The 22725-nt window shown below is 66.8% G+C and carries 24 protein-coding genes; 17 read left to right on the top strand and 7 right to left on the bottom strand.

Annotated elements, in window-relative coordinates:
- The first annotated feature begins 39 nt into the window (after positions 1 to 39).
- From QRN67_RS30415 to QRN67_RS30385, 7 genes are all read left to right on the top strand, one after another.
- A complete protein-coding gene (locus tag QRN67_RS30415) occupies positions 40 to 1920 on the top strand; it encodes a bifunctional sugar phosphate isomerase/epimerase/4-hydroxyphenylpyruvate dioxygenase family protein (protein WP_285414847.1) in 1881 nt (626 codons plus the stop codon).
- A gap of 33 nt (positions 1921 to 1953) precedes the next feature.
- A complete protein-coding gene (locus QRN67_RS30410) occupies positions 1954 to 3369 on the top strand; it encodes an MFS transporter (RefSeq protein WP_285414846.1) in 1416 nt (471 codons plus the stop codon).
- Positions 3370 to 3435: 66 nt separating this feature from the next.
- Positions 3436 to 4122, top strand: coding sequence for a DsbA family oxidoreductase (locus QRN67_RS30405; RefSeq protein WP_285414845.1), 687 nt, complete (start codon positions 3436 to 3438; stop codon positions 4120 to 4122).
- Between the two features lie 123 nt (positions 4123 to 4245).
- Entirely contained in the window at positions 4246 to 4725 is a 480-nt protein-coding gene (locus QRN67_RS30400; protein WP_285414844.1) for a hypothetical protein, read from the top strand.
- Between the two features lie 5 nt (positions 4726 to 4730).
- Positions 4731 to 6326: a DUF1800 domain-containing protein gene (locus QRN67_RS30395; RefSeq protein WP_503010956.1), complete on the top strand. Its 1596-nt coding sequence runs from the start codon at positions 4731 to 4733 to the stop codon at positions 6324 to 6326.
- Positions 6327 to 6483: 157 nt separating this feature from the next.
- Complete coding sequence (locus tag QRN67_RS30390; protein ID WP_285414842.1) at positions 6484 to 7695, top strand: DUF1501 domain-containing protein; 1212 nt, start codon at positions 6484 to 6486, stop codon at positions 7693 to 7695.
- Positions 7696 to 7887: 192 nt separating this feature from the next.
- The gene (locus tag QRN67_RS30385) at positions 7888 to 9606 is read left to right on the top strand and encodes a tannase/feruloyl esterase family alpha/beta hydrolase (protein WP_285414841.1); all 1719 of its coding nucleotides are present in this window, start codon (positions 7888 to 7890) and stop codon (positions 9604 to 9606) included.
- A gap of 2 nt (positions 9607 to 9608) precedes the next feature.
- On the opposite strand, the gene arr is transcribed toward QRN67_RS30385, so the two are convergent.
- The 4 genes from arr to QRN67_RS30365 form a co-directional block, all read right to left on the bottom strand.
- Positions 9609 to 10004 carry an NAD(+)--rifampin ADP-ribosyltransferase gene (gene arr / locus QRN67_RS30380; RefSeq protein WP_285414840.1) on the bottom strand — a complete coding sequence of 132 codons (396 nt, stop codon included), beginning with the start codon at positions 10002 to 10004 and terminating at the stop codon, positions 9609 to 9611.
- Positions 10005 to 10097: 93 nt separating this feature from the next.
- Positions 10098 to 10490, bottom strand: a complete 393-nt coding sequence (locus tag QRN67_RS30375) for a YkvA family protein (protein ID WP_285414839.1) — start codon at positions 10488 to 10490, stop codon at positions 10098 to 10100.
- A 197-nt stretch (positions 10491 to 10687) separates the two neighbouring features.
- Positions 10688 to 11077, bottom strand: coding sequence for a hypothetical protein (locus tag QRN67_RS30370; RefSeq protein WP_285414838.1), 390 nt, complete (start codon positions 11075 to 11077; stop codon positions 10688 to 10690).
- Positions 11074 to 11901, bottom strand: a complete 828-nt coding sequence (locus QRN67_RS30365; RefSeq protein WP_285414837.1) for a HEAT repeat domain-containing protein — start codon at positions 11899 to 11901, stop codon at positions 11074 to 11076. The genes QRN67_RS30370 and QRN67_RS30365 overlap by 4 nt, the downstream gene beginning before the upstream one ends.
- 388 nt (positions 11902 to 12289) lie before the next feature.
- Here QRN67_RS30365 and QRN67_RS30360 point away from each other — a divergent pair, with 388 nt between their 5' ends.
- The 6 genes from QRN67_RS30360 to QRN67_RS30335 all read left to right on the top strand — a co-directional run bounded on the left by QRN67_RS30360 (position 12290) and on the right by QRN67_RS30335 (position 15975).
- A complete protein-coding gene (locus tag QRN67_RS30360; protein WP_285414836.1) occupies positions 12290 to 12487 on the top strand; it encodes a hypothetical protein in 198 nt (65 codons plus the stop codon).
- Between the two features lie 175 nt (positions 12488 to 12662).
- Positions 12663 to 13634: a GlxA family transcriptional regulator gene (locus QRN67_RS30355; RefSeq protein WP_285414835.1), complete on the top strand. Its 972-nt coding sequence runs from the start codon at positions 12663 to 12665 to the stop codon at positions 13632 to 13634.
- 134 nt (positions 13635 to 13768) lie between these two features.
- Positions 13769 to 14764: an SLAC1 anion channel family protein gene (locus tag QRN67_RS30350; RefSeq protein ID WP_503010958.1), complete on the top strand. Its 996-nt coding sequence runs from the start codon at positions 13769 to 13771 to the stop codon at positions 14762 to 14764.
- Positions 14765 to 14790: 26 nt separating this feature from the next.
- The gene (locus tag QRN67_RS30345) at positions 14791 to 15546 is read left to right on the top strand and encodes a tRNA-uridine aminocarboxypropyltransferase (RefSeq protein ID WP_285414833.1); all 756 of its coding nucleotides are present in this window, start codon (positions 14791 to 14793) and stop codon (positions 15544 to 15546) included.
- Positions 15543 to 15710: a gamma-glutamylcyclotransferase family protein gene (locus QRN67_RS30340; protein ID WP_285414832.1), complete on the top strand. Its 168-nt coding sequence runs from the start codon at positions 15543 to 15545 to the stop codon at positions 15708 to 15710. The genes QRN67_RS30345 and QRN67_RS30340 overlap by 4 nt, the downstream gene beginning before the upstream one ends.
- The gene (locus QRN67_RS30335) at positions 15688 to 15975 is read left to right on the top strand and encodes a gamma-glutamylcyclotransferase family protein (protein WP_285414831.1); all 288 of its coding nucleotides are present in this window, start codon (positions 15688 to 15690) and stop codon (positions 15973 to 15975) included. Before QRN67_RS30340 ends, QRN67_RS30335 begins: the two co-directional genes overlap by 23 nt.
- A gap of 37 nt (positions 15976 to 16012) precedes the next feature.
- Here the strand turns inward: QRN67_RS30335 and QRN67_RS30330 are convergent, their stop codons facing one another.
- Complete coding sequence (locus QRN67_RS30330; protein WP_285414830.1) at positions 16013 to 16426, bottom strand: GFA family protein; 414 nt, start codon at positions 16424 to 16426, stop codon at positions 16013 to 16015.
- Between the two features lie 262 nt (positions 16427 to 16688).
- On the opposite strand from QRN67_RS30330, the gene QRN67_RS30325 reads away from it, so the two are divergent.
- Entirely contained in the window at positions 16689 to 17990 is a 1302-nt protein-coding gene (locus QRN67_RS30325; RefSeq protein ID WP_285414829.1) for a UDP-N-acetylglucosamine 1-carboxyvinyltransferase, read from the top strand.
- Positions 17991 to 18027: 37 nt separating this feature from the next.
- Here QRN67_RS30325 and QRN67_RS30320 read toward each other — a convergent pair whose 3' ends face one another.
- Positions 18028 to 18990, bottom strand: a complete 963-nt coding sequence (locus tag QRN67_RS30320) for a hypothetical protein (RefSeq protein WP_285414828.1) — start codon at positions 18988 to 18990, stop codon at positions 18028 to 18030.
- Between the two features lie 104 nt (positions 18991 to 19094).
- Here QRN67_RS30320 and QRN67_RS30315 point away from each other — a divergent pair, with 104 nt between their 5' ends.
- Positions 19095 to 20147: an NAD(P)H-dependent flavin oxidoreductase gene (locus QRN67_RS30315; RefSeq protein WP_285414827.1), complete on the top strand. Its 1053-nt coding sequence runs from the start codon at positions 19095 to 19097 to the stop codon at positions 20145 to 20147.
- A gap of 26 nt (positions 20148 to 20173) precedes the next feature.
- On the top strand, positions 20174 to 20851 hold the full coding sequence (locus tag QRN67_RS30310) for an alpha/beta hydrolase (protein ID WP_285414826.1): 678 nt from the start codon (positions 20174 to 20176) through the stop codon (positions 20849 to 20851).
- Here the strand turns inward: QRN67_RS30310 and QRN67_RS30305 are convergent.
- Positions 20826 to 21449, bottom strand: a complete 624-nt coding sequence (locus tag QRN67_RS30305; protein ID WP_285414825.1) for a TetR/AcrR family transcriptional regulator — start codon at positions 21447 to 21449, stop codon at positions 20826 to 20828. The two genes, QRN67_RS30310 and QRN67_RS30305, sit on opposite strands and share 26 nt — an antisense overlap.
- A 115-nt stretch (positions 21450 to 21564) precedes the next feature.
- Here QRN67_RS30305 and QRN67_RS30300 point away from each other — a divergent pair, with 115 nt between their 5' ends.
- The gene (locus QRN67_RS30300; protein ID WP_285414824.1) at positions 21565 to 22614 is read left to right on the top strand and encodes a DUF2855 family protein; all 1050 of its coding nucleotides are present in this window, start codon (positions 21565 to 21567) and stop codon (positions 22612 to 22614) included.
- The last annotated feature ends 111 nt before the right edge of the window (positions 22615 to 22725 follow it).

Here is a 22725-nt window from a genome sequence, read left to right as displayed (position 1 = left end):
GATTGTGGTGGGAGCCGGGTGTTTCTAAAGTCCACCCCCATGCATCGCTCCATTGCCACCGTCTCGCTCAGCGGCACGCTCCGCCAGAAGCTCGAAGCCGTCGCAGCCGCGGGTTTCGACGGCATCGAGCTGTTCGAGGCCGACTTCATCAACTTCAAGGGCACCGCCGCCGAGCTGCGCCGCATCACGGCCGACCTGGGCCTGTCGATCGACCTGTACCAGCCGTTCCGCGACTTCGAAGGCATGCCGGAGCCGCAGTTCCGCCGCAGCCTGGAGCGCGCCGAGCGCAAGTTCGACCTGATGGAAGCCATGGGCGCGCCGCTGGTGCTGTGCTGCTCGAACACCTCGCCGCTGGCCGTGAACGACCCCGCGCTGGCCGCCGCCCAACTGCATGAACTGGCCGAGCGCGCCGCGCGCCGCAACCTGCGCGTGGGCTTCGAGGCGCTGGCCTGGGGCCGGCACACATCGCTGTACGGCCAGGCCTGGAACATCGTCAGGCAGGCGAACCACGCGCACCTGGGCCTGATCCTCGACAGCTTCCACACGCTGTCGCTGAAGGACGATCCGGCGGGCATCGCCGACATCCCCGGCGAAAAAATCTTCTTCCTGCAGATGGCCGACGCGCCGCTGCTGTCGATGGACGTGCTCCAGTGGGCGCGCCACCACCGCTCGTTCCCGGGGCAGGGCGACTTCGACGTGGTCGGCTTCTTCACGCAGGTGCTGCGCGCCGGCTACACCGGGCCGCTGTCGCTGGAGATCTTCAACGACATCTTCCGCGAGACGCCCAACCGCCGCACCGCGGTGGACGCGATGCGCTCGCTGCTGTACCTCGAGAGCGAAGCGCGCCAGCGCATGGCCGGCACGCCGGTGCAGCCGCAGCGCGTGGAGCTGTTCAATCCGCCGCCGGTGCCGGCGCTGTCTGGCCTGTCGTTCATCGAGTTCGCGGCCGACGAGGCCTCGGCACTCACGCTGGCCGCGCTGGTGAAGCAGCTGGGTTTTCGCCGCGTGGGCAGGCACCGTTCGAAGGCCGTCACGCTGTACCGCCAGGGCGAGGTCAACCTGATCGTCAATGCCCAGCCCGATTCCTTCGCGCGCAGCCGCTTCGACGCGCACGGCACTTCGGTCTGCGCGCTGGGCGTGCGCTGCGCCGATCCGCTCGCGGCAGTGGGCCGGGCCACCGCCATGCGCTCGCAGCGGCACGACAGCCCGGTCGGCCCGAACGAGCTGCGCGTGCCGGCGGTCGTCGCGCCCGGCGGCAACCTCATTCACTTCGTGCCCGAGGCGCTGGGCGCCAACGGCCTGTACGAAGCCGATTTCATCCTCGAAGACGGCGGCGCCGACGAATCCGACGCCGGCCTGCAGCGCATCGACCACGTGGCGCTGGGCCTGGCGGTCGACCAGCTCGACACCTGGGTGCTGTTCACGCGCGCCGTGCTCGGCCTGGAGCCGGGCGAGAGCCTGGAGCTGGCCGACCCCTTCGGCCTCATCCGCAGCCGCGGCGTGGCCAACGCCGACCGCAGCCTGCGCCTGGTGCTCAACGTGTCGCTGAGCCAGCGCACCCGCACCGCGCGCACGCTGAGCGTGACCGGCGGCGGCGCGGTGCATCACATCGCGCTGAGCTGCGCGGACATCTTCGACACCGCCGCCAAGCTGCGCGCCAACGGCACGCGCTTCGTGCCCATCTCGGACAACTACTACGACGACCTCGCGACGCGCATCGACCTGGCGCCCGAACTGCTGGCGCGCATGCGCGCGGCGGGCGTGCTGTTCGACCGCTCGGCGGCCGGCGACTACCTGCATATCTATACGGAGAGTTTCGAGGGGGGACTGTTCTTCGAGGTCGCACAGCGCGTGGGCAACTACGACGCCTACGGTGCCCTCAACGCACCGGCGCGCATGGCTTCCCAGGCGCAGGATTGATTAGGTTTTTTTGTCAACACTGGAGACACACACATGGCAAGCAACACAGCCCATGAGCCGCAAGGCAGGCACCAGTCGAAGAAGGCCGCCGCAAGCGGCTGGATCGGCTCGGCGCTGGAGTATTACGACTTCTTCATCTACGCCACGGCCGCGGCGTTGATCTTTCCGCAGATCTTCTTTCCCAAGGGCGACCCGACGACGGCCATCGTCGCGTCGCTCGCGACCTACGGCGTGGGCTACGTCGCGCGCCCCATCGGCGCCTTCGTGCTCGGCCACTGGGGCGACACGCACGGTCGCAAGCAGGTGCTGGTGCTTTGCATGTTCCTGATGGGCTTCTCGACCGTGGCCGTCGGCCTGCTGCCGACCTACGACCAGGTCGGCCTGCTGGCTCCCGTGCTGCTGGTGCTGCTGCGCCTGGTGCAGGGTTTTGCGGTGGCGGGCGAGATCTCGGGCGCCAGCTCGATGATCCTGGAGCACGCGCCGTTCGGGCGACGAGGCTTCTTCGCGAGCTTCACGCTGCAGGGCGTGCAGGCCGGCCAGATCCTGGCGGCCGCGGTGTTCCTGCCGCTGGCGCACTACATGCCTGAAGAATCCTTCAACTCGTGGGGCTGGCGCATTCCGTTCCTGCTGAGCTTCCTGGTCATCGTGGCGGGCTACATCATCCGCCGCGAGGTCGACGAGACGCCGGCCTTCGCCGAAGTCGACAAGAAGGGCGAAGTGGCCAAGGCGCCGATCGTCCAGGCCTTCACCGACAGCTGGGCCGACATGCTGCGCGTGGTGTGCATGGCGCTGATGAACGTGATTCCGGTGGTGGCCACGGTGTTCGGCGCGGCCTATGCCGTGCAGGCCGCCTACGGCATCGGCTTCCAGAAGGACGTGTACCTGTGGATTCCCGTGCTCGGCAACATCCTTGCCGTGATCGTGATCCCGTTCGTGGGCAACCTGTCGGACCGCATCGGCCGCCGCCCGCCGATCATCGTCGGCGCGCTGCTCTCGGGCCTGCTGTCCTTCGTGTACCTGTATGCCATCAGCATCCGCAACGTGCCGCTGGCCATCGTCATGTCGCTGCTGATGTGGGGCATCGTGTACCAGGGCTACAACGCGACCTTCCCGAGCTTCTATCCGGAGCTGTTCCGCACCCGCAATCGCGTGTCGGCCATGGCCATCTCGCAGAACATCGGCACGACCTTCACCGCGCTGCTGCCCGCACTGTTCGCCGCCGTGGCGCCTCCGGGCTCGACCAACGTGTGGTTCACCGTCGGTGCCATCACCTTCGCGGTGACCGTGCTGGCCGCGCTGGCCGCACTGAGCGCACGCGAGACCTACCGCATCCGCATGAACGACCTGGGCAAGCCCGATGCGGTGCCGGTCGACAAGCAGGAATACGACCGCCTGCGCGAGCAGACGCTGCAGGACGCGCGCATGTCCAAGGCCGCCGCCCGGGCCTGAGCCGGGTGGGGGCAGGCTGAAGACCTTTCGCCTGCCAAGGGTTGTGGCGCCGTGAAGAATGGCGCCATGACCACACCTTCTTCCTCGCACCTCAAGATCGACTTCGTCTCCGATGTGTCCTGCCCCTGGTGCGCCGTTGGCCTGAGTTCGCTCGAGGCGGCGCTCAGGAAGGTGGCGCCGGACGTCACCGCGGAGCTGCACTTCCAGCCCTTCGAGCTGAACCCGCAGATGCCGCCCGAAGGCCAGGACACCTTCGAGCACCTCAACCAGAAGTACGGTTCCACGCGCGAGCAGCAGGCGCAGTCGCGCGAAATGATCCGCCAGCGCGGCGCGGCCGTCGGCTTCGAGTTCAGCCCCGAAGGCCGTCCGCGCGTGTACAACACCTTCAATGCCCACCGCCTGCTGCACTGGGCCGAGCTGGAAAGCCCGGCCAGGCAGGCGGCGCTGAAGAAGCTGCTGCTGAAGGCCTACTTCACCGACAGCCAGAACCCCTCCGACCCCGAGGTGCTGGTACGCGCCGCCACCGAAGCCGGGCTCGACCCCGCCCGCGCCCGCGAGATCCTGGCGAGCGACGAGTACGCCAAGGAAACCCGCGAACGCGAGCGCATGTACACCGACGCCGGCATCCACTCGGTGCCCGCGATCATCATCAACGACCAGCACCTGATTTCGGGCGGGCAGCCCGTCGAAGTGTTCGAGCGCGCGCTGCGCCAGATTGCCGGTGCTGCACCGGCGGGCCTGTCTGTAGCCTGACTTAGCTGGCTCTTAGGCGCCGGCTTTGCGCGGCGTTACGAGGGTAAAGAGCGTCAACGCGGGGCGGGGCACGGTGGTTGAGGAGAGCATCTCCAATCACTGTCACCATCAGGAGCTCCGAAGATGAAGAAGAAAAGCCTAGTCACCGCACTCGCCACGTTCACGCTCGTGGCAGCGGCTTCCCTGCCGGCACTGGCCGACGAATACGGCCGGCATCCTTTCTACCTCCACGCGTTGTCCGACCTGCGCACCGCGGCCTGGCAGGTGGACCACCGCCGCCCGGAAGACGGCCAGGTCTCGCGCGACGAGATGGTGGTGCTCGACGAGATCCACGCCGCCATCGGCGACCTGCAGCACGCCGCATGGCTCGACGGCAAGCCCGTCGAATGGCGCGAGCCCACCGATGCATGGCTGCCGCGCGAAGGCCGCCTGCATGCGGCCATCGACCTGCTGCGCAAGGTGCGCTCCGACGTGGCGCGCGAAGAAGACGACCCGCGCTCGCGCCCGTTCCAGCAACGCGGCCTGGCGCATGTCGACGTGGCGCTCAACGCCGCGCAGCACGCCATCGGCGACGTGCGCCACCACGACATGCGCAGGGAGTGAGGGCGGTGGTGGCCACCCCCGGTGGATCGGTGCCGCTGCGCCGCGCATCGCTGGCGCTGGGCGCCTGCGTGCTGGCACTGCTGGCGGCCTGCGCGAGCACGCCGGGCAGCCAGCGGCCGATGGTGTCGCTGTCGCTGCCTTCCACGCAGGTCAATGACGCCACGCGCCTGCGCTGGCTCGACCGCGTGAGCTGGGGCGCCAACGCCAGCAGCGACGCGCACCTGGCGCAACGCGGCCTCGCGCTGTGGATGCGCGACCAGCTCAATCCGCGCCCCGCGCCGCTGCCGCCTGCGGCACAGGCGCAGATCGATGCGATGGCCATCTCGCACACGCCGCTCGACCAGCTCGTCATCGGGCTGGAAGCGCAGCGCAAGGCGGCCGACGCGCTGCCCGACGAAGACCAGAAGAAGGCCGCGCGGCAGGCCTACCAGCAACAGCTCAACCAGCTGGCGCGCGAGGCGCAGACGCGCTTCCTGCTGCGCGCGCTCTATTCCCCGAACCAGCTGCAGGAGCAGATGACCTGGTTCTGGATGAACCACTTCAACGTCAACCTGCGCAAGGACAACATCCGCGCAATGGTCGGCGACTACGAAGAGAACGCCATCCGCCCGCACGCGCTCGGCAAGTTCCGCGACCTGCTCGGCGCCACGCTGCATCACCCTGCGATGCTGCGCTACCTCGACAACGCGCAGAACGCCGCCAACCGCATCAACGAGAACTATGCGCGCGAGCTGATGGAGCTGCACACGCTGGGCGTGGGCAGCGGCTATTCGCAGGGCGACGTGCAGGAACTGGCGCGCGTGCTCACCGGCGTGGGCGTCACCAGCGCACCGCTCGACGCGCCGCCGCCGAACGTCCGCCCCGCGGTGCGCGCGGACTATGTGCGCAAGGGCCTGTTCGAGTTCAACCCCAACCGGCATGACTACGGGCCGAAGACACTGCTGGGCCAGCCGATTCAGAGCCACGGCCTGGCCGAGGCCGACGAGGCGCTCGACCGCCTGGCGCGCGCGCCGGCCACCGCGCGATTCATCTCGCGCAAGCTGGCCGTGTACTTCGTGTCGGACGATCCGCCGCAGGCGCTGGTCGACCGCATGGCCGCCGCCTTCACGCGCAGCGACGGCGACATCGCCGTCACGCTGAAGGCGATGTTCGAGTCGCCCGAGTTCACCGCGTCGCTGGGCCGCAAGTTCCGCGACCCGGTGCACTACGTGATCGCCGGCGTGCGGCTCGCCTACGACGACCGCGTGGCGCTGAACGTCAACCCGATGATCAACTGGATCAATCGCATGGGCGAGCCGCTGTACGGCCACGAGACGCCCGACGGCTATCCGCTCAACGAGGTGGCATGGGCGAGTGCAGGGCAGATGAACACGCGCTTCGAGATCGCGCGGGCCATCGGCGCGAACGGCGCGGTGCTGTTCAGGGCGGACGACAAGGCGCCGCTGGAGAAGCCCGCGTTCCCGCAACTGGCCGAGTCGCGCGCGGTGCGTGCGATGCAGGGCGGGCTGAGCGCGGACACGCGCGAGGCGCTGGCGCAGGCGAAGAACCCGCAGGAGTGGAATACCTTCCTGCTGGCGTCGCCGGAGTTGATGCGCCGCTGAAGGTATTCGGCATTTCTCCCTCCCCCGCTGGGGGAGGGCAGGGGTGGGGGCAAGCGGCGTTCGTTGAAGCGTTGAGGCTGAGCAAGCGCCGCTGAGCCCCCATCCCGACCTTCCCCCAGAGGGGGAAGGAGCAAGGCAAAAGAAAGGACACACCGTCATGCAACGTCGAGAACTCCTGAAGCTCATGGCCGCCGCTCCCTTCGCAGGTGCCGCGGGCCAACTCATGGCCGCGCCCGCGGCCGAAGGCACCAAGCTGCTGGTCGTGTTCCTGCGCGGCGCCTACGACTGCAGCAACCTGCTGGTGCCCACCAGCAGCGACTTCTACTACGCGTCGCGTCCTAACATCGCCATTCCGCGCCCCGGCACGCCCAACGGCGCGCTGCCGCTCGACGGCAACTGGGGCCTGCACCCCGCGCTTGCGCAGAGCGTGATGCCGATGTTCCAGCAGAAGCAGGCTTCGTTCATCGCGTTCGCGGGCACCGACGACCTCACCCGCAGTCACTTCGAGACGCAGGACTCCATCGAACTCGGCCAGGCACTGGACAAGCGCCGCGACTACCGCTCGGGCTTCCTCAACCGGCTGGCCGGCGTGCTCGGCGCGGGGCCCGTCACCGACGTGTCGCCCATCGCCTTCACCGACCAGTTGCCGATCTCGCTGCGCGGCAACGCCAAGGCCGCCAACATGGCGCTCGCGGGCAACGCGCGCTCGGCCCTCGACGCGCGACAGAGCCAGGTCATCGCCAGCATGTACCGCAACACATCGCTGGCCCAGCCCGTGGCGGAAGGCTTCCAGGTGCGCGACGAAGTGATGCGCGCCGTGCAGGCCGAGATGGATGCCGCCAGCCGCAACGCCATGACCGCCAAGGGCTTCGAGCTGGTCGCGCGCCGCATGGCGCTGCTGATGCGCGACCGCTTCGACCTGGGCTTCGTCGACGTCGGCGGCTGGGACACCCACGTGGGGCAGGGCGCCGCCACCGGCTACCTGGCCAACCGCTTCGAGGAACTGGGCCGCGGCGTGGCCGGCTTCGCCCAGGAGATGGGCGACGACGCATGGCGCCAGACCGTGGTCGTGGTCATCAGCGAATTCGGCCGCACCTTCCGCGAGAACGGCAACCGCGGCACGGACCATGGGCACGGGACCGTGTACTGGGTGCTCGGCGGCGGCCTGTCGGCGCAGGCCGGCGGACAAATCGTGGGCGAGCAGCAGGCGCTGACGCAGGCGACGCTGTTCCAGAACCGGGACTATCCGGTGCTCAATGAATACCGGGCGGTGTTCGGTGGGTTGTTCAAGCGGATGTATGGGCTGTCGCCGGCGCAGTTGGCGAAGGTGTTCGATGGGGTGGCGCCGAAGGATTTGCGGCTGGTTTGAGCGAGGGGGCGGCTTGCGCCCCCTGCGGCGTGATGCGGCGTGATGCGGGTTTATCCCGAGCGAGTCTCGATGATGCACAGGCAAAGTACTTCATGTGCCTGGGCGGCCAACTTGAAATGAAGCAATAAAGTGCAGTTATGGGTGGGGGCTTCCGAGCCGGCCGGCACGCCAAGAAGCAAAACCCAGACACGCATGACAAGAACAAATCATCCCGGCCGCTGGATCGGCATAGTCGGCCTCATCGTTTTTTCGACGCTGCTCGCTGCATGCGCGACGGGCGGAGGCGGGGCCGGCAGTGCGGCCGTGCCGGACAAGGCCTCGCTCGCCCAGGCTTGCGCCGGCATGGTGGGCAAGACAGTCTCGCCGGGGCAGATCGGGCTGCCGAGCGGCTTGGCAACCGTGTCGTCGGCCGTGGTCGTTCCCGCCGTCACCGCAGCGCCAGCTTTCGCCGAATATTGCAGGGTGCGGGGCTCCATCGCACCCCTTGCGGCGGGTGCCGATCCGATACGTTTCCAGCTCAACCTGCCGACCACGTGGAACGAGAAAGCCGTCATGGTGGGCGGCGGCGGCTTCAATGGCACCGTTATCGATGCCGTCGCCGCACTTCGCGATGCGGCACCGGGCCAGCCACAGCCGATCACTCAGGGTTTCGCGACCTTTGGCACCGACTCCGGCCACGACGGCGCGACTTATGGCGCCACCGACCCCGCCAGGTTCGCGCTGAACGACGAGATGTTCCAGAACTTTGCGCATCAGTCGTACAAGAAGGTCAAGGACGTCGCGCACGTGCTGATGCGGCAGTACTACCTGCGCTCGCCGCGCAAGCAGTACTTCTATGGCGGCTCCGAGGGCGGGCGCGAAGGCCTGGTCATGGCGCAGCGTTACCCGCGAGATTTCGACGGCATCGTGTCCGTCGTGCCGGTGATCAACTGGACGGGGCTCTTCAACGGTTTCATCAACTACCAGTTGCCGCAGTTTTCGGGCGGTGCGATCAACGCCAGCAAGGTGCGCTTGCTTGCCAACTACGTGAACACCACATGCGACGCGCTGGACAACAGCGCGGACGGCGTGGTGAGCAACTACCTCGCTTGTCCGTCTCGCATCAATCTTCAGAGCCTGCGCTGTCCCGGGGGGCGCGACACGGGCGACACCTGTCTGTCCGACGCGCAGCTCGCAGTGCTCAAGGCCTCGTACGGGCCGACTGTCATGCCCTTTCCGTTGGCCAACGGTATCACCACCTATCCGGGCCGCCTCTACGGCGGCGAGATCCAGTTCGGGGGTGAGGGCGTGGGGCGCTGGGTGACGACGGGAGTGGCGCCCAACCTGCCACCGACCGCGGCGGACGCTCGCGGCGTGATCTACGGCAGCAGCTACGCCCGCTACGTGATCGCGAGGAACGCCGCCTTCGACATCCGCACATGGAACGCGAGTAACTTCCAGGCGCGCATCCAGGAGGTGTCGGCGCTGATGGACGCGACCAACCCCGATCTTGCGGCCTTCCGTGCGCGGGGTGGCAAGCTCATCATCCGCGAGAACGCGGGCGACTGGGCGCAGAGCCCCGTGGCGGGCATCCAGTACTACCAGAGCGTCGTCGGCAAGCTGACGCAGCCGGTCGTCGACGAATTCGTGCGCCTCTACGTGTCGCCTGCGTCCAATCACAACGGCACGGCGGCGAGCCTCACGACAGGCGCCGAGATTCCCACCAACCACGATCTGCTCGCGACGCTGGACAACTGGGTGACGGGCGGCCGCGCGCCGGCCGATGCACTCGTGCAGGTGCGCAACTTGCCCACGGCTCCCTTCAGCACGCTTGCGACGCGCCCCATGTGCCGCTACCCGAACTACCCGGCATACGTGTCGGGCGACACGACGAAGGCGGAAAGCTATCGCTGCGTTGCCTCGTCGCCCTGAATTCAGTTCAGGATCTCTCCCATGCCAACGCGCACGCGTTCCTTGAGTTGCCGGATGTACTCCGCGTCGAAGAGCTCCCATGTTTCCAGTTCACCGACGATCCGCAGCGGCTCCCGGCTGCGGTACGAGCGCGTGGGATTGCCCGGAAACTTCTTGTCGGTGACATTGGGGTCGTCCTCGAAGGCGCCGGTGGGCTCGACGATGTAGACGCGGCCACGGCCGTCGCCCTTCGCCATTTCCGCGGCCAGCCCCGCGCCCTTTGGCCACGCGGTGAAGTAGATGTGGTTCATGACGACGCGCTCGTCGTAGTTCGAGCGGAAGCCTGCGGTGAGCAGGTCGCCCACCCGGAGGTCTGCGCGCGTGCCGTGGAAGTAAGGGCCGGGTTGCAACAAAGCCATCGCGGATTGTTCCTCTACACAACGGAAAGGCCGCGGAGTTTAAGGCCTCCGTTTCAGCCAGCGGACAGCGCCATTCACTTGGCCGTCCTCACCTTACGGATGCGGCTTGAACCAGAGCCAGGCCGCGACCCCTGAGCCCACCCAAAGGCTCACGACGAGGACGGCCCCGGCGCGGCTGCTTGGCCTGGCGCCGTTCACCTGCATCCACTCTTCCGCCTGGCTGCGACATTCCGCGAGCACCCCGGGCGGCAGCAACCGGATTGCAAGCCAGATCAGCACGGGAAGCAGCAGAACATCATCGAGGTAGCCCAGCACCGGGATGAAGTCCGGAATCAAATCGATGGGGCTGAGCGCATAGGCCACCACAAAAACACCCAATGCCTTCGCGTACCAGGGCGTCCGAGGATTCTTTCCCGCAAACCAAAGCGTCACGCCGTCGCGTTTGATTCGCCTTGCCCAGGCCTTCAGGTTGTCGCTGACTTTCATGGGTGCAAGCATGGCAGGGGCATGTGTACAAGCGGGGAAAGCTGGTGACGGCCGTGTGCTGGTGGTGGGCTATCGACGCGACCACTTGCGCGCCAATGCCGCGCTGCGATGCCTGAGATTTTGTGGAAAGGTCTTGGTATCGGCGATTCTCAATTGGGTTCCAGGGAAGCGACAAGGGGCGGAGCCAAGTAGAGGCGTCACTTCTGCGGCGCAGGGCGCCAATTCACGGTCTCTGGGTAGCGCCGTCCATATTTGAAGCACAGGAAGATTTCCACGACGGAGCTTGCGTGGAACCACTCGTCGGATTTGAGGCGCATCTCGCCGCCTCCGAATGAAAGGACTGTGCCGTCAGGAAACACAGGGCTCGGTTTGTCGTGAAAGGCTCTCAGCCTCGTCGAAGTCGAGGCGTCGAAGCTTTCGACCATGCACGTCACACCGCCGCCGGCCACCTGAACATAGTTGCCTTGAGCGTCCGTAAGCGATGCGTACGAATGCCGCCCGTAACTCTTGAGTGCGAGGAGCCTGCTCTCCAAGACTCGGTCGGACGGTGCATTCACGACGGCAAAGTTCTGGCCCTCGAACTTCATGGCTTTGCCGCGAGCGCGGCGCCCGGGCTCGCTTGTGCCACCGAAGAATCATTCGTGTGGATTTCGACTGGAATCACTCTTCCGAGCACGGCTTCTATTGAAAGCTTCATTCCAGGAACGCGCCGCACAAAGTTGCTTAGGGCAAACGGCGTTAAAAAATTCAAAGGCGGGATCAGAAAGGAAAACTCCTGTAGAAGGCTCGAAGCATCCACCCGATATAGGAACGTGAGCACTTCCTGCTGCGCTCTGGGGTCCATGCCTTCTGCTTGCAGCTTCTTTTTGTTCTTTCGAACATATCGCTCGACTGACTCCAAGGCTCGCTCGTCACCTGCTACCCCGATAGCCCAAAGCGCGTACACCTTGTTGCGGCCACTCAATGGGTCTTCAAGGACTTGCACAAAGTAGGGCGTTTCCGCTGCGCCGGCTATTTGCGCGATCGTCAAGACTGCACAGGCCTTTACATCCTGCATGGGGTACTTGGACAGAGCTTTCAACGCTGGCAAGCTCTTCCGAGTACCGTAGTCTCGCAATGCAATCACCGCCCAATAAACGTCGTACTTCGACTTGGCGGTGTTGATCGCCGAAAGAAAAAACTCCTCAGACCACGAGAAGGCTTTGTTCCTTCTAAAGTGATCCTTGATGGCCTCTTTGTCTGATGCGTCAAGCGAAAACATGCGGTCCGACTCCCCCTGTGTTGAAAATAATTTAGCCCTTGAACCGAGATGCGGTGCGTTGTCGGCCGCCGTTCCGAGCTTTGCTACGATTTTGAACGAACCTGCTCTTTCGCCCTTCGGCTTGACTGGCTTTCCAAAGACCGCGTACATTGCCTCCGCCCCGTGATGAGCGGGGCCGGGTTTGGAAGCCCGCTGACATCCTGCGACGAAAGCCGCAGTTACCGCACTTGGTCTGCGGCTTTTTCGTTTGCGCCTATTTTTTAGGCGGCTTGAACGGGAGGGCTCGCGCCCTGCCGGTTTCCGCAAGGATGTCCCGGTCTTCCAACCCGTTCGAGCTGCCGCCCTTGTTTGGAAGCGAGGGCGTCGGTTGTTGCAAATCGACATCCTTGGAGGGCTCATGCCCCTTGCTTCAAACCCCGGTTGCCCTTGCGCGCCGCATCGTCCCGCCGCCCAGTTCAGGCCCTTCGAGTGGATCGAGGCCGAACGGCTCGACCCCTCCTAACAAGACCAGGCCGCATTTCTCAACGATGCGCGCGACGTGGTCCAGGGCGCATGCACGCTGGCCCAGTTGCTCGCCTGGGACGAAGACCGCCGCGACGCCGCCTTGTCCGCCACCGACCCCGCGCCGCTCCTCGATGCCTGCCAGCGCGGCGCGCTGCAGCGACTGCTCTCGGTGTCGCTGAGCCTGCTTCATGCCCGCATCGAAAGCCAGTGCGAGGCCCTGACGACGTCCTGAGCGCCTGTGCCATCATCTTCGGATGAGCAGCACATCTCGAAGCGCGTCTGACGCAGACGGCGTTCCTCGTCTCATCGGGGTCCGAGCCGCGGCAGGCGGCTGCGACGTGCGGCTCTTCCATGCCGGGTGCACGTTCACGGGCCTGGTCGTCCGTGCGTGACGAGGCGCTCGAATCATGAAGCTGGTCATCGTCGTGTTGGAAGGGGTGCAGGCACTGGACGTCGCCGCGCCGATGGACGTCTTTACCGAGGCCAACAGCTTTCTCCCGCCCGACCGGCACTACCAGATCGAACTGGTGGGCATGCGCGCGGGGAGCGTTCGTTGCGCCAACGGCATGGCGCTTCATGTCGGGACCGGCTACCTCGACTACGACGGCCAGCCCGATCTTCTGCTCGTCGCGGGTGGCCCGAAGCTGCCTGCGGTGAACGAGTACGAGCCGAGCTTCCTGCAGTGGTTGAGTGACAAGGCCGCCGGTGCCCGCCGTTTCGGCTCCGTCTGCAACGGTGCATTCCCGCTGGGACATGCGGGGCTGCTGAACGGCAAGGAGGTCACCGCTCATTGGCATGACGTCGACCGGCTCATCGCCCAGTTTCCAAGGGCGCGCGTGCGGCCCGACAAGATCTTCGTGCGCGATGGCAGCCTGTTCACCTCGGCCGGTGTCGCGGCCGGCGTCGATCTTTGCCTGGCGCTGATCACCGAAGACTGGGGCCACGAACTCGCGTTGCGCATTGCCAAGCGGCTCATCGTGTACATCCGCCGCGAGGGCGGGCAGTCGCAGTACAGCCCCTTCCTGGCGGCCGGCCCGAAGGAAGAGACCATCGTCGCGAAGGTGCTGCGCCACGTCACCGACCACATCGACGAGCAACTGTCCATCGAGCAACTCGCCGATGCGGTGGGCGTCAGCCGGCGCACTTTCTCGCGCGTCTTCGCCAGGAACGCCAACATGACGCCTTCGGCTTTCGTCGAGCAGGTGCGGGTCGATTTCTCCCGCAAGCTGCTGGAGGAAACCGACCTGCCGCTGAAAACGGTGGCGTTCCGGTGCGGGTTCCATAGCGCGAACCACATGCGTACCATCTTCGCGAAGCGGCTCGACACGACGCCTCGGGAATACCGCCAGCGCTTCAGGTCCGAACCGCCAGTGGCCTGAAAACGGCCATCAATGGCGCAAACCGCGCCATGGCCACGGCCTGCGTTGCGGGTGCCGCAAATAGACTTTTTACGTCGCTCCCGCGAGCCCTGCATGAGGCGCGCGGGGGAAGCCCATCTTCCACAGGAGCACGTATCAACACCACGCACACGCTGAGCCAGGCGGCACTTCCGCGGCAGGCATCCATTCAATATCTACCGGTCAATCTGTTCGCCTCGGTCATGGGGATCTCGGGCTTGGCGCTGGCCTGGCGGCAGGCCGGGCAGCAGTTCGGCGCAAGCCCGCTGGTCGATGCGGCGATCAGCAGCATCGCCGTCGCGATCTTCGTGGTGCTTTGCGTCGCCTATGCCGCAAAGGCGGTGCTGCACCCGTCCGCCGTGCGGGGCGAGTTCCTGCATCCGATTGCCGGCAATTTCTTCGGCACGGTGACCATTGCAATCCTGCTGATCTCGTCGGTCGTGGCGCCGCTCAGCAGCCGGGCTTCGGAGATTCTCTGGGGCATCGGCGCGGCGGCCACCATTGTGCTGTCATTTACCATCGTCAGCCGGCTTCTGCGGGGCAAGGTCGACGCGGGGCATTCGGTGCCGGCGTGGCTGATTCCGGGCGTGGCAACGCTCGACATCACGGTAGCGGGCGGCACCATGCCGATGGGCTGGGCGAGGGAACTCAACCTGTTCTCGATGGCCGTGGGCACGATGGTCGCGCTGGTCTTCTTCACGATGATCATGTCCAGGCTGATCCACCATCAAGAGAAGCTCGCGAACGAGATGGTGCCGTCGTTGATGATCCTGATCGCGCCGTTCGAAGTCGGCTTCCTCGCATACACCAACTTCTTCCAGCGGGTCGACGCCTTCGCCGCGATGCTCTTCTATTTCGGCCTGTTCGTGTTCTTCTCGCTGGCCTTCAAGATCTTCAAGCGGAGCATTGCCTTCGCCGCCGGGTGGTGGGCATTGAGCTTCCCGATAGCCGCGCTCTGCAATGCCGCGCTGCGCTATGCGGAGCACGTGCGGCATCCCATGATGACCGGCTTGGCCGTTGCGCTGCTCGCCTTCCTGAGCGGTCTGATCGCCGTCTTGCTGTTCCGGACCATACGCCTTGCCGCGAGCGGGAAGCTGCTGGCACCAAGATAGGCGGCCACAGCGTCGAGAATCGACGCATGCCTCACGCCGTTTCCCTTCTTCGCGCCGCGCGCCTGGCGCGAGGCACCGAGCCCTTTCTAGCCAACGGCGGCTTCAAGAGCGAGCGTTGCGCGGGCTGCCGGCTGAGGCCCAGCCACTGCATGTGCGCCTTGCGCCCGTCAGTGCCCACGCGCGCGGGCGTGTGCCTGCTCATGGCCGACATCGAGCCGCTCAAGCCGACCAACACGGGTTGGCTGATCGCCGACGTGGTGGCCGACACCTTCGCCTTCGGCTGGGCGCGCACCGAGGTCGATCCCGCGTTGCTGGCCCTGCTGGCCGATCCGCAGTGGCAGCCTTATGTGGTGTTCCCGGGCCAGTACGCCGCGCCGGAGCGCGTGGTCACCGCTGTGCGGCCAGCCCATGCCGACGGCGGCAAGCGCCCGCTCTTCATACTTTTCGACGCCACCTGGGCCGAGGCGCGAAAGATGTTCCGCAGAAGCCCGTACCTCGACCGGCTGCCGGTGTTGAGCCTGCAGCCGGAGCAGATCACGCAATACAAGCTGCGCAACTCCGGCCGCGAGGATCATTTCTGCACCAGCGAGGTGGCCGCCATGTGCATGAGCCTGGCGGGCGAGCATGCCGTGGAGCAGACGCTGGAGGCCTACCTCGCCGTGTTCACGCACCACTACCTGCGCGCGAAGAACCAGCAGCCGATCGCATGGGATGGCGATGCGCATCGGCGGCTGCGTGAAGCATGCGGCTCGCAAGCGGACCACTTGATTTCTCACTCATGACCGACCTTGTCTTCGTCTTCGGCACCCTGAAAGAGGGTTTCCCCAACTTCACGACCAATCGCGGCAAGCGTGTGGCGGGGGAGTTCGTCACCGTGGAGCGCTCCGCTGTACCTGGTCGGCGAGCGCTTCTCTCCGTGGCTCGTGTTTTCGGCAGGCGAGGGTGAGCGGGTGGCGGGGCAAGTCTTCGAAGTCGATCAAGCGGCGCTGGATGCGATGGACGTGCTCGAAAGAGTGACCGAGGCTGACGGCTATCGCCGCGTTTCGATTGCGGTCGAGAGGGTCGACGGTGCGGCGCCCTCGGGGCTTTCGGTGCAGGCCTATGTCAAGGCGCCGGAGCACTTTCGCGCGGCGGATGTGAAGGCGGGGCCGTTGAGTGAATACACGATGGCGCATGCCGGGCTCTATCGCTCGCGCGCCTCGGCAGGCTGACAGCGGAGCTGGTCCGGCACCGTCACTCGGGACTTCCTCACATCGGCGGCATCTTCTCGAACTTCTGCAGCCCCGGATCCAGAAAGTCCCATTCATACCCCCGCACGGCATACGTGACGACCTGCGGCTTGTACCGCCCCGGATCATCCAGGCTCGCCGCATGCACGGTAAAGATGTCCGGCATGGCCGCAAAGGTCATGTACACGGGCGAGCCGCAGGCCGGGCAGAACGCACGGGTCTTGACGTTGCCGCTGTCGCCGACCATGTCCCACAGCGTGGCGTTGCCGCTGTGCTTCACGCCGGCGCGCGCAAAGGTGAGGTATGAGCCGTGGCCGGTGCCGCTTTTGCGCTGGCAGTCGCGGCACTGGCAGTGGTTCTGGAAGACGGGCTCGGACGCGATCTCGTAGCGTATGGCGCCGCAAGCGCAGCCGCCGGTGTATGCGTGGGTCATCTGGTTGGGCCTTTCGAAGGAAGAGGCGGCCAATCTAGCCGGGCAAGGCGGAGGGGCGGGAGTAACAAGTTCGTCGCGAGCCGGCTGGGCAATCAGGTGGATGTAATGCGAAAGAATTGTCAATTCAGTGGCTTCTGCTTTGAAGTTCTTACAACTTCATCGCCGTTCATGCCGCTTTCAGACGGTAAAGTGCTCGCCTTCGGGCGCGAATTGTTTACGCGCCATTTCCCACCGCCTCCCGCTCCCCCGCTTCTTCCTCTTCATGTCCAACCTCATCGTGCACGGCGGTACGCCGCTGCGTGGCCGCATCACCCCCTCCGCCAACAAGAACGCCGTGCTGCCGGTGCTTTGTGCCACCTTGCTTACCTGGGAGCCGCTGCGGCTGCATGGGGTGCCCGACATCACGGACGTGCGCAAGATCCTGGAGATCTTCCGCACCCTGGGCAGCGACGTGCACATGGACCACGAGACGGGCACGCTAGAGCTGCATCACCGCGAGACCACGTTCGACGCCGCGCTGCACCGCCTGCCGGAGGAAATGCGCTCGTCGATCATGCTGGTGCCGCCGCTGCTCGCGCGCTTCGGCGTGGCGCGGCTGGAGGACAACGTCAAGGGCTGCACGCTGGGCGTGCGCGAGATCGATCCGCATGTGGAGGTGTTCCAGCGCTTCGGCGGCGAGGTGGAGCGCACCGAAGGTTCGCTGCTGGTCTACAGCAAGAGCCGGCTGACGCCCACCGACCACTGGCTGGACTACGCCTCGGTCACGACCACAGAGAACTTCGTGCTGTGCGCGGCCGCCGCGGGCGGCACTTCGACGCTGACCAACGCCGCGTCGGAGCCGCACGTGCAGGAGTTCTGCCGCTTCATGGCCATGATCGGCGTGCGCATCGACGGCATGGGCACTTCGCGGCTCACGGTGCACGGCGGCGGCACGCTCAAGGGCGGGGAGTTCCGCTTCGACGAAGACTTCCACGAAATCACCACCTTCCTCGCGCTCGGCGCCATCACCGGCGGCGACGTGGTGGTGCGCAACAGCGCGCCTGAAAACTTTCCGCTGCTGGACCGCACCTTCGCCAAGTTCGGCGTGCAGATCGTGCATGAAGACGGCTGGTCGCGTGCGCTGCGCAGCGGCCCGCTGAAGGTGCAGACGCCGTTCACCAGCAACGTGCTGACCAAGGTGGAAGCGGCGCCGTGGCCGTACTTTCCGGTCGACCTGCTGCCGATCTTCATTGCGCTGGGCGTGCGCGCGCAGGGCAACGCGATGTTCTGGAACAAGGTGTACGACGGCGCGCTGGGCTGGACCGGCGAGCTGTCGAAGTTCGGCGCGCACGTGTTCTCGTCGGACCCGCACCGGCTCATCACTTTCGGCGGCAATCCGCTGACGCCCGCGGTGGTCGAGAGCCCCTACATCATTCGGGTGGCGATCGCGCTGTTCATGGTGGCGGCGAGCATCGAAGGCCGCTCGGAAATCCGCAACGCCACGCCGATCCGCCGCGCGCACCCGCGCTTCGTGGAAAACCTGCGCAGCCTGGGCGTGCAGGTGGAGTGGACCAGCGAGGAATAGCGCGAGGCGGGCCGCGGCGGACCAGCCCGCGCCTCGCTCAGAAAGAAGGCACCGGGTTGCGCCCGCTGCCCGGCACGTAGCTGCCCTTGCGGTAGGCGTACACCACGGTGCTGTCGACCGACTCGGCGCGCGCGCCCGCGCCGGAGGTGCGCGTGCCGCTGAACACCAGGCGCATCTCGCCGGGCTCGTCGTCGGTGCCCAGCGCGAACTGCGCCGAGCCTTCGACCTCGAAGCAGCTGCCGCGCGGCGGTGTCTCGGGGCGTTCGTTGGCCAGCACCTGCTCGCAGGCACCGTCGGCGCCGCCGTTGCTTGCCGACATGGGAATGCCGCTCACCATTTCCCGCACCTCGCTCGCGCCCAGTTCGTAAACCGACAGCCAGCTGCCGCAGTAGCCCTGCCAGCAGCTGCCGCTGGTGGCGGTGAGCACGAAGCGCTGCGGCGCAATGCGCTCGACGGCGGTCTTGCCGATGCTGCCCATGAAGCCCTGGTAGCCCACGGCGTCGTTGCGCTTGGACAGCGCCCAGCCGTCGTTGCCCTGCTCGAAGAAGTAGGCGCCGATCCAGGCGCCGGCGACGTGGGCGTCCATGGGCTGGCCCTGGTCGTCCAGGGGCACGGTCTCGGTCAGCATCACGGCGTGGGTGTCGTCCAGGCGCACCACCTCGCGCGGCGACACGTCGGCCTGCTGCTCGCCTTCGCTGTCGGGCACGGGCTTGCCGTCGTTGCCGATGTCGGGCAGCGTCACGGTGCCGACGCGGCCCTTGTCCTTGTCTTCCCAGCCGGGAAACACCAGCGGCATGAGGTCGCCGCGCTTGAGCGTCGCCGAAAAGGCAGGGGCGGCGAGTTCGGCGGCTGGCGCCAGGGCTTCCTCGGTGGCGGCCGGAACGTCGGCCGCGGTGCTGCTGTTGTCTTGCTGGGAGCAGCCGGCCAGCGCGATGAGCGCGGCAACGACGGCCGCCTTGGCCAGGGCGGCGCGCGGCCTGTCGGAACTGGGAATGTGCATGCCCGCGATTGTGCCGAAGCCGCATGCCGATGACCCCGCCGCCGCCGTCACTTCCCCGCAGACAGGACAATGGCCGCTTCCCGACATTCCAGGACGCATTTCGAATGACGACGCTGCAGCAGATCCTCGGCACCGAACTTCCTCTCATCCAGGCGCCCATGGCCGGCGTGCAAGGCAGCGCGATGGCGATCGCGGTCAGCAATGCGGGCGGACTCGGCTCGCTGCCTGGCGCCATGCTGAGCCCCGAGGTCATGCGCGGCGAGCTCACGGCCATCCGCGCGGGCACGGACAAGCCCTTCAACGTCAACTTCTTCTGCCACACCCCGCCGGAACCGAGCGCGGAGCGCGAAGCCGCATGGCGCGCCGCCCTGGCACCGTACTACGCGGAGCACGGCATCGACGCCGCGAGCATTCCCGCCGGCCCGGGGCGCAACCCTTTCAGCGCGGACGTGGCCGACCTGATCGCCGAGTTCCGTCCACCGGTGGTGAGCTTTCATTTCGGGCTGCCGTCCGAGGCGCTGCTGGCGCGGGTGCGCGGCTGGGGCGCCAAGGTGCTGGCTTCGGCCACCACGCTCGACGAGGCGCTGTGGCTCGCGGCGCGCGGCGTCGACGCGGTCATCGCCCAGGGCCTGGAGGCCGGCGGGCACCGCGGCCACTTCCTGTCCCATGACCTGACCAGGCAGCTCGGCACCTTCGCGCTGCTGCCGCAGCTGGTGCATGCCGTCAAGCTGCCGGTGATCGCGGCCGGCGGCATCGCCGATGCCAACGGCGTGGCTGCCGCGATGGCGCTGGGCGCGGCGGGCGTGCAGATCGGCACCGCCTACATGCTGACCCCCGAGGCGACCACCAGCGCGCTGCACCGCGCCGCGCTCAAGAGCGAAGCCGCGCGCCACACCGCGCTGACGAATCTCTTCACCGGCCGGCCCGCGCGCGGCATCGTGAACCGCGTGATGCGCGACCTGGGCCCCATCGGCGCGGCGGCGCCGGAGTTCCCGCTGGCCACCTCGGGCATCGCGCCGCTGCGTGCCAAGGCCGAGGCAAAGGGCAGCGGCGATTTTTCTCCGCTGTGGTCCGGCCAGAACGCGACCGGCTGCCGCGAGGTGCCGGCGGCCGAGCTCACGCGCGAACTGGCACGCGGCTTCCAGGCAATCCGATAAGCACTGCTCTCACTGCTTCCACCCTCATGACCCAACTTCACCTGCCCCTCAAATTCCTCGAACACTCGGCCTGGCCGGGCACCGCCGAACCCTGGCTGCTGGTGCTGATGCACGGCGTCGGCAGCAACGAGCAGGACCTGTTCGGCCTCGCGCGCATGATGCCGCCGCACTTTCATGTGCTGAGCCTGCGCGCGCCGTATGTGCTGTCGCCCGATGCCTATGCGTGGTTCGAGTTCCAGTTCCTGCCGAACGGCGAGCGCCTGATCAACGAAGAGCAGGAGCGCGAGAGCCGCTTCCTCGTCGGCGAGATGATCGCCTCGGCCGGCCAGCAGCTCGGCGTGCCGCCGGAGCGGGTGATCGTCGGCGGCTTCAGCCAGGGCGGGATCATGGCGCTGTCGCTGCTGCTGACCAAGCCCGAGAGCGTGCGCGCCGCGATGGTGTGGCACAGCCGGCTGCTGTCGCAGGTGGTGCCGCACGTGGCGCCCGCCGAGGCCTTCGAGGGCAAGGCGCTGTGGGTGAGTCACGGCAGTTCCGACAACGTGATTCCGCCGAGCGCGGCGGAAGTGACGCGCGAACTGGCGCGCACATTGCCGCTGACGCTCTCGGGCGGCGACTTCCCGGGCGCGCACGAGATTCGGCCCGCTGAACTGCAGGCCACGCTGGCATGGCTGCAGTCGCTCAGCGCATCGCCAGACGCGCCATGACCATTGCTTCCATCTCCGCGAGCCAGGCGCCGTTGTCGCCGGCCGCGTCGGGCTGCAACAGCAGGCGGTAGCGGCGCGCGCCCCAGCAGGCGGTCAGCAGGGCGTGGATGGTGTCCGGCGAGGGCCGCGGCTCCAGGTCCGTGCAGGTTGCGAAGGCCCTCAGCCAGCGCGCCGCGAGTTCGTCGTACACGCGGCGGTGGTGCTTGGGTTCGGCCACGCGGTGTTCGAGCATCAGCATTTCGTGGTCGAAGGCGGGCAGCCCTTCGAGCCGGGTGTCGCAGGTGATGCGCACCAGGCGCTGCATCCTTTCGCGCCAGCCGATGTCCGCGGGCACGATCACATCCGCATCGAGCCGCGCGAGCAGCGCCTCGATGCAGTGGCGCACATAGCCCGAGAGCAGGGCCTCCTTGTCGGGAAAGTAGTCGTACAGCGTGCCGACCGCGATGCCGGTTTCGAGCGCCACCGCGCGCGTGGTCACGCCTTCCCAGCCGTGCGCGTTCCAAATCCGAACAAAGGCGTCGTAGATCGCCTGCACGGTGAACTTGCTGCGTGCCTGCGTGGGGCGTTTCAGGGGCTTGGAGCGGGGTGCGTCCGGCATCGACGGGTTTCCGAACCCGCCGCGAAGCGGGCCGCCATACAGTTTGCGAATGAACAACGCATTCACTTTAACCCGCCTCCAGACGCGCAAGAACGCACTCGGCACTACCCGTGTCATGACCACGGAGGACACCGGCGCATTGCAACCCGGCGAGGTGCTGATGAAGATCGGCCGCTTCTCGCTGACCACCAACAACATCACCTACGCGGCCTTCGGCGACGCGGTCATGAAGTACTGGCATTTCTTTCCGACCGGCGACGCTGACTGGGGCCACATGCCGGCCTGGGGCTTCGCCGATGTGGCGGCCTCGAACGTGGAGGGCGTGGCGGTGGGCGAGCGCTTCTACGGCTACTTCCCGATCGCGAGCCACCTGCGCATGCAGCCGGTACGCGTGACGCCGCGCGGCTTCTACGACGGCGCCTCGCACCGCAGCGAACTGGTGTCGGCCTACAACCAGTACATGCGCTGCAGCAACGACGCGGGCTACGTCGCCGCGCTGGAGGACTACCAGATGCTGGTGCGTCCGCTGTTCATCACATCGTTCATGCTGGCCGACTTCCTGGAGGACAACGGCTTCTTCGGCGCGAAGCAGGTGGTGGTGTCGAGCGCGTCGAGCAAGACCGCGTTCGGCACGGCCTTCTGCCTGGGCAGGCGCGAAGGGCTCGAGCTGATTGCCGCCACGTCCACCGGCAATCGCGCCTTCGTGGAAGGCCTGGGCTGCTACGACCGCACGCTGGCCTATGAAGAGATCGCCACGCTGCCCGCCGACGTGCCCACGCTGTATGTCGACTTCTCCGGCAACGACGAACTGCGCGCGACCGTGCACCACCACTTCGGCGAATCGCTGGTCTACGACTGCTATGCGGGCTCCGCGCAGAAGACCGAGTTCCTCGGCGACACCACGATGCTGCCCGGCCCCGCGCCGCAGCTCTACTTTGCGCCGGTGCAGATCCGCAAGCGCAATGCCGACTGGGGCCCGCAGGAGGTCAACCGCCGTTTCAACGAGGCGCAGGGCCGCTTCATCGCCGAGATCAGCCGGCCCGGCAACCGCTGGATGGCACTGGCGCAGGGCGAGGGCTTCGCGCATGCGCAGGCGGTGATCGCCGACCTGCACGCCGGCAAGGTCGACCCGCGGCAGGCGCATGTGGTGCGGCTCGCAGGCTGACTGAACTTCCGCCGGGCCGGCACGTCACAGGGCGTTACGACGACAGGGAGCGATGCGGACGCTGCGGTGCCCTTATTGGTGCACCATAGCTTCGTCTCCCCTGTGCCTTCC

The sequence above is a fragment of the Variovorax sp. efr-133-TYG-130 genome (genome assembly GCF_030208835.1).
Classification (GTDB): domain Bacteria; phylum Pseudomonadota; class Gammaproteobacteria; order Burkholderiales; family Burkholderiaceae_C; genus Variovorax.
This window is presented reverse-complemented; position numbering and strand designations above follow the sequence as displayed.